10 protein-coding genes are annotated in these 13317 nt (G+C 40.4%); 3 read left to right on the plus strand and 7 right to left on the minus strand.

Translation table 11 applies throughout. The annotated features are described in order from the left end of the window. Positions 1-210 precede the first annotated feature (210 nt). From HEQ19_17615 to HEQ19_17625, 3 genes are read right to left on the minus strand one after another with little or no spacing between them, the layout of a single operon-like run. A complete protein-coding gene (locus HEQ19_17615) occupies positions 211-789 on the minus strand; it encodes a Uma2 family endonuclease (protein ID WYM01034.1) in 579 nt (192 codons plus the stop codon). Positions 790-791: 2 nt separating this feature from the next. Then, positions 792-947 (minus strand): hypothetical protein, encoded by a 156-nt coding sequence (locus tag HEQ19_17620; protein ID WYM01035.1) that lies wholly within the window; start codon positions 945-947, stop codon positions 792-794. 27 nt (positions 948-974) lie between these two features. Beyond that, positions 975-2723 carry an asparagine synthase-related protein gene (locus tag HEQ19_17625; protein ID WYM01036.1) on the minus strand — a complete coding sequence of 583 codons (1749 nt, stop codon included), beginning with the start codon at positions 2721-2723 and terminating at the stop codon, positions 975-977. Between the two features lie 299 nt (positions 2724-3022). On the opposite strand from HEQ19_17625, the gene HEQ19_17630 reads away from it, so the two are divergent. Next, positions 3023-4375, plus strand: coding sequence for an amidase (locus HEQ19_17630; protein WYM01037.1), 1353 nt, complete (start codon positions 3023-3025; stop codon positions 4373-4375). Between the two features lie 349 nt (positions 4376-4724). On the opposite strand, the gene HEQ19_17635 is transcribed toward HEQ19_17630, so the two are convergent. Continuing rightward, complete coding sequence (locus HEQ19_17635) at positions 4725-5837, minus strand: LLM class flavin-dependent oxidoreductase (GenBank protein WYM01038.1); 1113 nt, start codon at positions 5835-5837, stop codon at positions 4725-4727. A gap of 672 nt (positions 5838-6509) precedes the next feature. Here HEQ19_17635 and nagZ point away from each other — a divergent pair. After that, the gene (nagZ, locus tag HEQ19_17640; protein WYM01039.1) at positions 6510-7610 is read left to right on the plus strand and encodes a beta-N-acetylhexosaminidase; all 1101 of its coding nucleotides are present in this window, start codon (positions 6510-6512) and stop codon (positions 7608-7610) included. 999 nt (positions 7611-8609) lie between these two features. On the opposite strand, the gene HEQ19_17645 is transcribed toward nagZ, so the two are convergent. Both HEQ19_17645 and mutL read right to left on the minus strand, forming a co-directional pair. Then, entirely contained in the window at positions 8610-9473 is an 864-nt protein-coding gene (locus HEQ19_17645) for an RNA-binding domain-containing protein (protein ID WYM01040.1), read from the minus strand. Between the two features lie 77 nt (positions 9474-9550). Further along, positions 9551-11212: a DNA mismatch repair endonuclease MutL gene (mutL, locus tag HEQ19_17650; GenBank protein ID WYM01041.1), complete on the minus strand. Its 1662-nt coding sequence runs from the start codon at positions 11210-11212 to the stop codon at positions 9551-9553. 333 nt (positions 11213-11545) lie between these two features. Here mutL and HEQ19_17655 point away from each other — a divergent pair, with 333 nt between their 5' ends. Continuing rightward, the gene (locus HEQ19_17655) at positions 11546-11881 is read left to right on the plus strand and encodes a rhodanese-like domain-containing protein (GenBank protein WYM01042.1); all 336 of its coding nucleotides are present in this window, start codon (positions 11546-11548) and stop codon (positions 11879-11881) included. A 220-nt stretch (positions 11882-12101) separates the two neighbouring features. Here HEQ19_17655 and HEQ19_17660 read toward each other — a convergent pair whose 3' ends face one another. Next, positions 12102-13208 (minus strand): RNA-guided endonuclease TnpB family protein, encoded by a 1107-nt coding sequence (locus HEQ19_17660; GenBank protein ID WYM01043.1) that lies wholly within the window; start codon positions 13206-13208, stop codon positions 12102-12104. Between the last annotated feature and the right edge of the window lie 109 nt (positions 13209-13317).

Raw genomic sequence — 13317 nt, forward strand, 5'->3', positions numbered from 1 at the left:
AGAGTATACTCCGAGGGGAGACTTTGAGGTAATGTCGGCTGTTTGGGGTTCTTTTTTTTGATAGGATTTACGCAATTGTCATAATCTAAATCTGGTCAATACTGCTCGGTTAACGAATGTAGAGACGTTACATGTAACCTCAAGACAAGGGTTTCACCCTTTGCGATTTTCAAAACCTACGCAGTATTGACCCCACTATAAGTTTGCTAATTACGACTGCACCTCAAAAGTGACATCTTCATAAATTGCTGTGATTGTCGCCTCAAAATCTATGCTATTAAGGCGAAACGAGTTTTGTTCTGCTGTGTAAAATTGCAGCACCCACAGCCCTTCATGATTACGGCGAAAGCACTCAACCCGCTGGCGTTTGCTATTAATTAAAACATACTCTTGCAGAGTTTCTATATTTTGATAATCGATAAATTTGTCACCCCTATCAAAAGATTCGGTAGAGTTAGATAAAACTTCAACTATTAAACAAGGAAATCTTTTATAACCGGGTGTTTCTTGGTCGCGTTGGTCGCAAGTAACCATGACATCGGGATAGTAAAATCGATTCAGGGATTCTATCCGCGCCTTCATATCGGTGATGTAAATACGACAGCCAGAACCGCGTACATGATTACGCAGAAGTGTGGCAAGATTGAGGGCGATAGTAACATGGGGGTCTAGGGCGCCAGCCATTGCGTAGATGTATCCGTCGATGTATTCATGTTTAATGGGGCTATTTTCCTCCATTTGGAGGTATTCTTGGGGGGTGATGTAGGTGTCTTGGGGGGAAGCAATCATATTTAAACCGTCGATATTTGAGGAATGGGGATTTGGGGATTTCTGCTGATATTTTCTAGGGTAGCTCTCTTAACTCCCAATACTGCGTAGGTTTTGAGCTGGGAAATAAATTTTAAAACCTCTTCCCCAATCCCCAATCCCCAATCCCCAATCCCCAATCCCCAATCCCCCCATCTCCCCAATCCCTATTTCCTATTCACCTGTAACCAAATTTCTAAACTTACAAGCAACCATAACTTAACTCCATAACGTCTCCAAGTATCACCTTCATAATTTAACCAATTGCGGATTAGTGAGGGATTTAAATAAGGACTAATAACCGCATGACGACTAAGTAATAAATCTCTAGCTTCTTTTTGCCAATATTTACGAAATCCTAACTGCACTGGTACCATCATCCCACTTTTGGGACGATGAATAATTGTCTCTGGTAAAATATCTGATACTGCTTGTTTTAAAACTGCTTTCTCTTCCACTCCCGAAAGCTTATATTCTGGCGGAATTTCCATGCTTAAGTCTACAACTCGTTGGTCAAAAAGCGGCGAACGACCTTGCAAAAGCGCCGCTTGAGTCAAATTACTGACTTTGGTGAGAATTTGGTCAGCGCCTTTAAATTTGATGTTCATTGTCATCAAACGATTGAGATAGCTGATTTGGGAATATAAATCTTCTTCAAACACCCAAGGTGCTGTTTGGACTGCTGACCAAACCTCTGGTTTTAAGAGTTGTGGTAAATCAGATGCACACTTTTGAAAAGAAATTAAATAAGCTTCCAATGCATTTTGATTTGTCACGGAACCATATAAACTATTAATCAGCATTGGTTGATTTTTGGGACCACCAAAACAGGGGTCTCCCCCCTCACCATTTAATACTACTTCCACACTTTCTCGCGCCAGTTTTCCCAGCAACAAATTGGGAACAGTCAAGGGGTCGCCAATGGGGTCATCTAAATACGCCATTGTTTCCGGTAGACGTTCCCACATATCCTTAAAAGTAATTTCTAAAATGTGGTGTTGTGTCTGACAATGAGAAGCCACCAAACTAGAAAATTCTAATTCATTCGGACATTCATCGCCAAAATGAATCGAAAAAGTGTGGACTGGGGAACTGTGGAATTTTGCTGCTAAAGCCGTGATGCTGCTAGAATCTAAACCACCAGAAAGAAAAACTCCCACAGGTTCAGTTGGTGGTGGTAAATATTCTTGAACAACTTGCTCTAGCAGTTCTCGCAAACGTTCACCATGCCATACTAAAGATTGATCTATGGCTGTAATTTGTTCTTGAAGATGCCAATAAGCTTGAACTTTATCGTCAGGAAATTGTAAAATAGTTCCCGGTCGCACTTCCCGCACTTGTTCCCAAAGTGTTCGTTCTCCAGGAACAAAAGCGCAACAAAGATAATCGCGCAAAGCTACCAAATCTAAATCCGATGAACGATGGGGTGTTAAAGTTCTCAAATTAGATGCAATCCATCGAGTAGAACCAGTGGTAGTGTAATAGAGAGTCCTAGCACCAATGCGATCGCGTACCAAAAATAACTCCTGTTTTTCTCTATCCCAAACTACCAGCGCAAATATTCCCACAAGTAAGTTGAGACATTCAAAACCCCATCTTTCCCAAAGATTAGCAATCAATTGTATAGGAGTTCCGGTAAAACTATTTGGTTCATCTCCCAAGTTTTGCAGTAACTCTGTCTGATTAGTTAACCACACATCACCAACAACCACAAATTGTTGTGAAGCACTGATTGCTAGTTTTTCAGTTACGAATCCAGATGCTGTACGCGGTAAAATTACCGCAAATTTATTCTCTCGCCAAGCAATATCTTCTCCATTGATATCAACTGTTCCCCAAGCGACACGCCAGGTGCTTTCAGTCTTGACAACTTCGATTTTAGGCGATTTACGGCTTTTAAAGATATCAAATAGCATAGGATTTTTTACAGTATTTATAATTTATTTTAGCTCACGCAAAGGCGCATTCGCGGAGCGTCTCGCAGAGAAGGCGCAAAGAAAGTAAGTGTCACACTTAACCTATCTTGTAGGGGGCGTCAGATTTGATAAATTGGTGATGATCAACTTTTTGACATATTTCGCCCCGTCAGAATGTGCTATTCCCTCTTACAGTAGTTTTCATGTATTTAAACCAGACATAAGTTTTCTGTATTTCTTCCTTTGCGCCTTCTCTGCGAGACGCTCCGCGAATGCGCCTTTGCGTGAGATAAAAAGTAATGACACTAGAAACTTCTATCCCAACAACCATTACACAAGCAAATCAGCAAATGCAAAGTGGATTGCTGAGTTCTTCAACTTTAGTTAAGCATCATCTCGAACGGATTAAAAAGTTTAATCCAACGCTGAATGCTTTGATTACCGTGATGGAGCAACAAGCTGTAGAAACCGCTGCTCAACTAGATATTGAGCGTAGCAATGGTCAACTAAGAGGATTATTACATGGTATTCCGATTGTAATCAAAGACAATATTGATACAGCAGGAATCAAGACTACCGTAGGCGCTCAACTTTTTGGCGATCGCCTACCATCATCTGATGCTAAAATTGTCGAAAGCTTAAAGGCAGCAGGTGCGGTAATTTTAGGTAAGACAAGTTTAAGCGAATTTGCCGCTGACCTTTCTGGAAACAATGTTTTTTATGGTAATACCTGTAACTTCTGGAACTATAACCACACATCGGGAGGTTCTTCCAGTGGAAGCGCAACAGCTATTGCTGCTGGTCTTTGTTTAGGTGGAATTGGTACTGATACGGGTGGTTCAATTCGAGTTCCCGCGAGTTGGTCGGGAGTGGTGGGACTAAGACCAACTTATGGATTAGTGAGTAATGAGGGGATTTTCCCGCGTGCTTTCAGTTTTGATACGGTTGGGTTAATGGCGAATTGTGTGGAGGATATTGCCATTTTACTCGATGCTGTACTCTTCCCTATCTCCACAAATTTAAAACAATTCCATCCTCTACCAACTGACATCAATGGTTTGAGATTAGGTGTAATTGCTAATTATACATGGAGTGGAATTGATGCAGCAGTTGCTTTAGCAATTTATCATGCTATATCTATCTTCAAACAATTAGGAGCAGAAATTGTCACTATCAACTCTCCATTTTTAGGAGCAGAATTTGATGAGATGACTTATTCTACCATTGCTCTTTATGAATTCAGTCAAGTTTTGCTAGAGAAATCTGGTACAAATATCAATATTTTTGGCGATAAAGTGCAAAACGACTTCTATAAAGGCGTAAAAATTTCTCACCACAGTTACAAACAAGCATTACTCAAAAGGGAAAAAATCTTAACTCAATCGCAAAAATTATTTCAGCAAGTCGATGCTATACTCACACCTACAACACCAATGGTTGCACCTTTAATTAATGCCAAACCAGCGATTTATCGCCTAAATCGCCGATTTATGCTACCCTTCAGTTTTATGGGTGTACCTGCAATATCTCTCCCTTGTGGCTTTTGCAGTCAGGGTTTACCTATAGGACTGCAAATTGTCGGTAATTCCTATGCTGAAGCTTTGATTTTAAGAATTGCTTTAGCTTTCCAAATTGCTCATCTCAAATTTTAAATCAAATAATTTATCATTTGTCATTAGTCATTTGTCATTAGTCATTTGTCAGTCCCAACTCCTAACTCATTACTCCTAACTCCTAACTCCTAACTCCTAACTCCTAACTCCTAACTCCTAACTCCTAACTCCTAACTCCTAACTCCTAACTCCTAACTCATTACTCATTACTCCTAACTCATTACTCCTAACTCATTACTCATTACTCCTAACTCATTACTCATTACTCATTACTCCTAACTCCCAACGCCTAACTCCTAACTCCCAACGCCTAACTCCTAACTCCTAACTCCTAACTCATTACTCATTACTCCTAACTCATTACTCATTACTCATTACTCATTACTCATTACTCATTACTCCTAAGATAACCTTCTCTAACTAACGGTAAAACATATCGCCCTACATTTTCGCACTCTTCTAAATGAGGATATCCAGACAAGATAAAAACTGTAATTCCTAAGTCTATGTACTGCAAAAGACGCTCCGCTACTTGTTGATAGCTACCAACAATAGCCATTCCAGCACCACTCCGCACTACGGAAATTCCCGCCCAAAGTAGTGGTTCAACATACCAATCATCATCAGCACTTCCCCGCAACTCCCATTGTCGTCCTTGACCAACGCTTTCCCGCTTGGTATTAGGAAATTCAGTGGCTCGTGCTTTAGTTAATATTTCTGGACTCACTTTTGTCAACATTTCCCTTGCTGTTTCCCTTGCTTGGGTTTCAGTAGGTCGAGCGATAATATTAATCCTCAATCCATAGCGAACTTTTTTCTCCCGTCCATAGTCAGTTACTAATTGCTGTATCTGCTTCATTCGTTCAGCAATTTGTTGTCGTGTTTCCCCCCACATCAAATAAACATCTGCAAATTCTGCACCAACTTGTTGAGCTATTTCGCTCGCACCACCGAAATAAAATAGCGGTCCTGATGGTTGTAAGGGTAATGTTTCTAAGCGAGTTTGATGGAGTTGGTAAAATTCACCTTCATAGTCAAAGGGATTGGTAGTTGACCATAACTGACGACAAATTTGCATAAATTCACGGGTGCGACGATAGCGGCTATCATGATCTAAATAATCACCATACATCGCCTGTTCCGTTGGTCTTCCACCTGTGACAATGTTGAGCGAAAGGCGACCTTTACTGATATAATCCAGAGTCACAGCCATCTTTGCCAAGACTGGGGCTGAATAAAAACCTGGACGTACAGCTACCATCGCCCCTGCGTTGTTGGTAAGTGTTAAAGCTGCTGTTGCTAAAGTCCAAGCTTCCATAACATGATGTGTAAAGCCCATACCAATCAGCAGTTGTCGGAACCCAAAGCGTTCTGCTGTTTTAAAAATTTCCACAGTATACTCTAGACTGGGTGGACGTTCCCAAACAGGTAAGCCCAAGTGGAACCCATCACCAGACACGGGAACGCACCAGTTAAATTCTAGTCGCTGTTTTGCCAACATTCAAACAAATTCCCATCGCCTGTTCAACTTCTTCAATTTAGCTCTAGGGACGCGGTTCCTGCGCGCGTATCTTAGGGAAAGCCGAAATTAGAACAATTAGGGACTTCCAGAAATTACAGCGATTTTCAGGTAAATGAACCACATTTTTATATCTCACGCAAAGGCGCATTCGCGGAGCGTCTCGCAGAGAAGGCGCAAAGGAACAAAGAAATACAGATATCCGCGTGTGGTCTAAATACCTGAAAAGTGCTGTAAATTATCCACAGTAGGGTGCGTCAGTACAAATAATTTCTAGCTATGTCAAAAGTTTCTCGCTCTGAGGCACCCTAAAGATTGTATATTTTTTTATTTGCAAGTCCCTAAACAGGCATAAACTAAGTTTTATGGGCCGTTAATAATAAGTAATTGCATCATGGGAGACTAGTAATTACCATGCGATTAGTATAAGAAATAAATATCCTCTACTTAGTGGAAACAAGTCCAGAGTCAAAATGGCAATGTTAGGGGCGCAAAGTTTTGTACCCCTATTTAACCAAGACTCTTGCTACAACAGCATTTTTGGTAAATAGACTACGCTTGGGAGCGCAAGGCCTTGCGCCCCCACTTTAAGATGTGGTTATTGCTTGAAAAGTGTTGTAGATACCATCAGTTGATAGTCACAGGTAAAAACTTATGTCAGTACCGCAGGATATTCAGCGCTTTGGAAATCATTTAATTATTGGTGTTTCCGGGACGAAGCTCAGTGATGACGATAAACGCGCACTCAGTGAATTACAACCCATAGGGGTGATATTTTTCGCCAAAAACTTTCAGGATGGTATTGCTTATGAATTTTGGTTGCAAACTTATAAGGAACTGATCGATCAAGTACGAGAATACGCTGAACGCGATTCCATGTTCATTACCCTAGACCATGAAGGGGGTCGTGTTGTTCGCACACCAGCGCCAATCACTCGCTTTCCTTATGCTTCATTCTATGGTTCACGCGCCCATGAAGTAGCAAAAGCCACAGCTTTGGAACTCAAATCATTGGGAATCAATGTATCCTGGGCACCCGTAGCTGATATTTATTCTAATCCCCAAAATCCCGTCATTGGCCCCCGCGCCTTTGGGAATACTCCGCAAACTACAGCCAAACTTGCTCGTGAATATTATCTAGGATTGAAAGAATCAGGAATTTTGGGATGTGCTAAACACTTCCCTGGCCATGGAGACACCAGCCAAGACTCCCATATTGAGCTACCAACGCTGAATCTGACAATAGAAGACCTGCGAGATCGCGAACTTATCCCCTTCAAAGCACTGATTGAAGAAGATATACCTTTGGTAATGACAGCCCATATCCTGTTTCCTCGGATAGATCCGAATGTGCCTGCAACCCTCTCTGGTCCTATTCTTAATAGTATATTGCGCCAGGAACTCGGCTTTAAGGGAGTGGTGGTATCTGATGACTTGGATATGAAAGCTATTTCTGATATTTTTATTCAGAGTGGCACTGTAGCACGGGCATTTCACGCTGGCTGCGATTTGTTTATTGTCTCACGCAATATCAATTCATCATCTATTGAACGTACATATCAAATAGCTCAAAATTTTGCCGATTCATTAAATAACGGTAGCCTCGATGAATCAGTAGTAACAGATGCCAAAAATAGAATCGAAAAATTGCTGGCGGTGACTCCTCAATATATCGTTCATAGTCTGGATAAAGATATATTATTGCAACATGCTCAACTGGCGATCGCTTCTTCTTTCCAAGAGGTTGGTTTATGACTTAATTGATGGACTTTCAAATACAAAAAATATCCCCTAATTTCTTGTGGGGTGGGCGTCTCGCCCGCCCTGATTGCAGAGCTTTTAACAGTCGGCTAAAATATTTTAAAATGCGGTAAAAACCCGGTTTCCTCTAGGATATCATCACAGTAAAAGCAGAAATAGAAAAATTAGTTGGTGAATTAGGCAACAAGGATAGGTTGTTTTGTTCCTTCAACAACAGCATAATTAACAGTTTGAGGTTCAACTCTAAAGCCAATTGCTTTCACCATATCTTCTATTTTGATTAACTTAATTTATTGTTGAATAATGCGGTAAGTTTGATGAGGGTCATTTAGTTTTTCAGCATTGGTATATTCCAGCAATCATTCATCAATTAAAGGTTTTAAATATTTATCTAATAGATATTTTCGCTCTCGTTTCAATAAAGACGCTAATTCACTAGATGAGCGCGGTTGTATTTTACACAATTCAAGGATTAAATTTTTAATTTCCTCTGTTTTGGTTCGTCCACCGATTTTCGCTAATCTATCCTCCAAGGATTCTTGTTCGATGGTAGGAAATAATTCCAGGGTAAGCTGTTCAGGCTTAAGTGTACTACTGTCCAGATTAGATTTTTCAGACTGTCCAGATAAGCTGTCGGCATCAGGTGTACTACTGTCCAGATTAGATTTTTCAGACTGTCCAGATAAGCTGTCGGCATCAGGTGTACTACTGTCCAGATTAGATTTTTCAGACTGTCCAGATAAGCTGTCGGCATCAGGTGTACTACTGTCCAGATTAGATTTATCTACCTCTGATTGTTCTTTTGGTTGAAACTGGCTCTTGCGTGTGTAGCGTGCTTAATTATTAATGAAAGTCGATTAAATTGCTTTAATAACAAGGCTTACAGGCGTTTATAATTTGATTTTTAGTAACAGGATCTCAAATACAAAAAATAATGGCTTTTATCGGAGCCACGCAAGGGTTTCAAACTTATTTTTTAACAAATTCAGCACGCTAAGTACGGAAGAGCCGAACAAGTGTGATTAATTTGGGAATGGCTAATAATAGGGGTTCACGGATTTCGATACTTTGATAACGCTTATCAGGATCTGAAACCCATTCCTTACCTTCTACAAGGATGTAATCTATACGGTGCATGGGGCAGTAACGCCGCAGGGCGATTGCATTTCCAAATAAGATTAATCCAGCAAAGGTGAGGCAGTATTCTCCTTTTTGGTTAGGATTTTTGGCGATCGCATTGAGGGCAAAAAGTAGTCTGTGATCATCGTAATTGAGTTCGCTGGCGTTGGGGTTTACGGCTTGTCTTTCTCTGCGGTAAGCGGCGATCGCTTCTGGATCTATATCATCGAGAGTAGCATCTGGGATAGTTGTAGTGTCGTAGGTTTGGGCGTTGCGTTCTTTATAAAACAGTTCCACATCTCTATCAGTGCATTTTTGATCGCTTGAAGCGATGCGTCTAAATGCGCCCTTGGGAAGTCCTCTGTTAGTAATATAAACAGGTTTTTCAGAGGGTCGAACTTCGGGAATAAAAGCAACAATTACAATTTTTCCGTCCTTGGTAGCAGTTTCTATTTGGGGACGAATAGTGATGTTAAAAACTTCTCTGCATTGGGTAGCTAAGTCTAGTTGTATTTTGTCGGGATCTGCTATTCCTTCAATTTCATAATTGTTAGTATCACTTTCCTGGGGTGATTTGATCCCCAGTATCAGATAACCCCCTCCTAGACTGGGTTCATTAGAAAATGCGCTAATGGTTTCCCAGCAACTTTTAGTAACTTCTGAGCCTTTTTTTGCTTCTATTTCTACGCCTTCATCTTCAGTAATAAGGATTTCCCAGAGTTCATCAAAGGTTAGCATTGTTATTTATTTTCTCCCTGGAGTTCAAGGTAAACATCCCACAATAACTATATACGAATCACGAAATACGAATTATTTTAAATCCCATGACTTTTACCAATCACCCAATTACGTCGGAAAAACCGCGCTAAATCTGATTCTTCCAAAGATAAATAAATCGGGCGTCCGTGGGGACAAGTGCGGGGGTTGCGGGTGCGTTGCCATTGATCTAATAATGTTTGCATTTCTGTCTCTTTCATGGGTGTACCATTACGAATGGCACTGCGACAGGCGACGGCGACTTGGGCTGTTTGTAAGTCTCCCCCCCAACTAAGTTCTAAAATTGCTTCTGCAGAGTCTTGTCGCTGTTGCAGGATTGCGGGTATATTGCGGACTGCCCAAAGTTGTTCGCCAAAGGGTTCTATATCTAAACCGATGCGTTGTAATTGGGAGACTTGCGCCTGTGATAATTGATAAAGAATTATTGCAGGTTCAATGGGGATTAATTGCCAGTTATCGCATATTTGTTCATACAAAACTCGCTCATGGGCGATGTGCTGTTCTACTAACCAAATTCCCCCTGAATGTTCTGCTACAATATAGGTATTGTTAACTTGAGCAACAGCTTTTAAAGAGTGGGGAGTTATGTTGTCTGAATTGGAATTTTGCGGTTGAAAATTGTAATTACCTTTTTCTTCAGCAGCTTTGAGTAATTTACTAACTCGTGTTGTGTGAACGGCTTCTTTAATATTGGTAGAATTGAGACGGAGTGCTTGATCAATGGCTTGGGTAATTTGTTCTTGCCAATAACTAACTTCGTTCAGGTAAATTTCTGTTTTGGCGGGGTTGCGATTCCAATTGATTTGATCTGGAGAAATCGTCAGATGCAAGAAACAAATTGGATAGCGATCGCGTGGTAATGTTTTGTGAAATCCTGTCAGAATAGTCTGCTCTAATTCCGGTGTTTTGACCATCCGTCCGTTAATCGCTACCCTGACCCAATCTGGACGATAGCGATGGCAACGGTCAGGCAATCCTACCACTAAATGGAGTAAGGAGTTTTCAGGGTTGGGTAGTTGTAGGTTAATTTCTTGTAGGTCAGTGGAGCGAACTTGAGGTAAAATCTGGGGCAGCAGTTGTTTAATGGTGGCAGAGGGACAAATGGTAAACAATTCTCGGTCATTTTGCCACAATTGCCAGTTGATATGAGGATGACACAGGGCGATTTGTTGAATTGTGGCTTGAACCGCCTTCATTTGCTGTGCTGCGGTCGGTAAACCCTGACGACGAGATAAGCAATTACCAAAGAGATTTGAGACTGTTACCACAGTACCCGGTGCGATCGCCGTTGCTTGTACTTGTATGGCTTCCCCCCTATTACCATAAACAACTCGCCAGCCTAAGTTACCATCTGTTGGACGACTTAATATTTCTAAATCAGCCAAAGTCGTCAAACTGTGTAAGGCTTCACCACGAAACCCCAAACTCTTAATTTTCCACAAATCTGCACAATTGCGAATTTTACTGGTGCTATGGGCTGTGGCTGCTTGTTGCAAATCATCCAGGTTCATTCCGTAACCATTGTCTGCTACACGTACTCGCCACTGTTGCGGCCACAGGGAGACCACAATTCTTGTTGCACCTGCATCTAGGGAATTTTCCACCAATTCCCTGACTACGGAAGCCAAAGAGTCAATTACCTCTCCAGCTGTAATGAGATATACAACTTCTGTTGGTAAAGCTTGAATAGTAGATGCCATAAATTCCAGCTTAAGCTAATAGCCAACCACCGAATATCATAAGCAATTTTCTTGACATTTTCATGTTTGTCGTAGCGATTTAGCTGTATTAGGAAAGCTTTTTAGCGGTACTACAAATGTTTTAACTTTATTTCTGATGAGGAATTTGCATATTATAAACCTTTGATTCTACACTGAAAAAGCAAAATATTATTAAATAATTTTGTATAGATTTATGTAGTTATTTTTGAAAGCCTGACGCCGCAAAAGAAATTTTTATTAATTGTAAAGAAAACAGATTCTCAATTTACATATTTGATAAATTGCTTATAAGGTTGTAAACGTGAAAAGCTGATGAGTACCAATTTAATAGCGGATGCACATGATCTAAAGTTCCGTTTGGAATGGGGTCAACCAGGTTTTACAATTGTTGATGTGCGCGATCGCCACACCTACAATCACGGGCGTATCAGTGGTGCAATCCAAATCCCATTCGATGAATTAGTACAACGAGCCAAATCTTCTTTGCATACAGAACGCCAAATTTATGTTTATGGCGACAGTGATGCACAAACAGCCACAGCAGCCCAAACTCTACGAAATGCTGGGTTTACTGCTGTAGCTGGAATTCAAGGTGGTCTTTTGGCCTGGAAAACAGTTGGTGGTGCTACCGAAGGCGTTGACGCTTAAGGTTTTTTGACTTCTATCCAAAATTAGAATGTGAGGTTTTTCAGCGCAGATGGACGCAGATGAACACAGATAATTTATCTGTGCAAGTTTGGTGTGCATCTGCGTTTTTTTTGTTGGGGTCGGGGACTTAAGTATTGCGCCCCTACAGTTATTAATCTGCTACATAAAATCTGGACAAATCCAGACATTACTTGACGTTTCAACGGGAGCATGGGAGCGGCTATCCCTTAACGTCCAGACACGCTTTAGCCTGACGTGCATATTTTTCGAGATTTTTAGATGCGTTTAAATCTCGGTCTGAAGTATGCTGACATTTTTTACATTCGTAAACCCGCTGTGATAGACTAATTTCTTGAATTTCTCCACAATTTGCACAAGTTTTACTAGATGGGTAAAATCTATCTACAAATACGACAGTTCCACCATATCTAATTACTTTATATTCTACTTGTCTGCGGAATTCATAAAAATTGGCATCAGTGACAGCACCGGCTAATTTATGATTTTTCAACATTCCCGAAGTATTCAAATCCTCCAAAGCAACAACTGCGTGGTTTTTGCAGATAAATGTAGTTGCTTTATGAGTCGCATCTTTCCGTATATTAGTAATACGTCGATGCAGTTTAGATATTCTCAACTTTTGTTTTTTATAACGATTACTCCCTTTGATCTTTCTTGTAAGTTGACGTTGTAATCTTGTTAACTTCTTCCTGGCACTTTTTAAAGCTTTCGGATTGACAAATATCACTCCTGTTGATAAGGTAGCTAAGGTTTTTATCCCTAAATCAACCCCGACATAATCATGTTCTTTTTTGGTAGTTTCTTGTTCTATTTCATAAGAACAAGAAATGTACCAATCTCCCGCCGATTGAGATATAGTAAACTTTGTGGTTGTGGTATGAGGCAAAGATTCATAAGTTGCAACCCAGCCAATCGTTGGTAATTTAATGCGTTTACCACCGATATTTATTGGTTTACCACCTGCATTAATTGTAAAACTCTCATTTCTGCCTTTTCTTTTAAATTTGGGATAGTCTGCAAGTTTAGAAAAGAAGTTCTTAAAAGCTTTCCCTAAATTATCAAAAGCAAATTCCGTGACTTTTTGACAAATACCTGGTTCTTTAATCCAAGTCAAAACTGGTAGCAGTTGATTATTAAAGAACTTTTTCAAAATCAACTGATTGGGTTGATATCCAGATTGATACAATGCTTGCCATGTGGCGAGTCCCCAATTGTATGTAAATCGGGATATGCCGGCATGTTTTGACATCAGAATTTTCTGGTCGTCAGTCAATTTTAACTTGGTTTTGATAGAAGTCAGTAACACAAATTTACTTGGTTAGGCAAGCTTTTCAAATCATCACATAAATAGTACAGGTGGGTCTAGAAGGTTTATGTAAATTTTCTTGAAATATCTGGTGACGGAAGCCCTGAGA

Origin of the sequence: Gloeotrichia echinulata CP02 (genome assembly GCA_038087035.1) — a bacterium.
Taxonomy (GTDB): Bacteria; Cyanobacteriota; Cyanobacteriia; order Cyanobacteriales; family Nostocaceae; genus Gloeotrichia; species Gloeotrichia echinulata.

What these genes read in the sequence shown, in the direction of transcription:
- HEQ19_17645 (WYM01040.1), bottom strand. Translation starts at nt 9,473, where the DNA reads ATGCTAACCTTTGATGAACTCTGGGAAATCCTTATTACTGAAGATGAA.
- HEQ19_17630 (WYM01037.1), top strand. Translation starts at nt 3,023, where the DNA reads ATGACACTAGAAACTTCTATCCCAACAACCATTACACAAGCAAATCAG.
- HEQ19_17655 (WYM01042.1), top strand. Translation starts at nt 11,546, where the DNA reads ATGAGTACCAATTTAATAGCGGATGCACATGATCTAAAGTTCCGTTTG.
- HEQ19_17635 (WYM01038.1), bottom strand. Translation starts at nt 5,837, where the DNA reads ATGTTGGCAAAACAGCGACTAGAATTTAACTGGTGCGTTCCCGTGTCT.
- nagZ (WYM01039.1), top strand. Translation starts at nt 6,510, where the DNA reads ATGTCAGTACCGCAGGATATTCAGCGCTTTGGAAATCATTTAATTATT.
- HEQ19_17625 (WYM01036.1), bottom strand. Translation starts at nt 2,723, where the DNA reads ATGCTATTTGATATCTTTAAAAGCCGTAAATCGCCTAAAATCGAAGTT.
- HEQ19_17615 (WYM01034.1), bottom strand. Translation starts at nt 789, where the DNA reads ATGATTGCTTCCCCCCAAGACACCTACATCACCCCCCAAGAATACCTC.
- mutL (WYM01041.1), bottom strand. Translation starts at nt 11,212, where the DNA reads ATGGCATCTACTATTCAAGCTTTACCAACAGAAGTTGTATATCTCATT.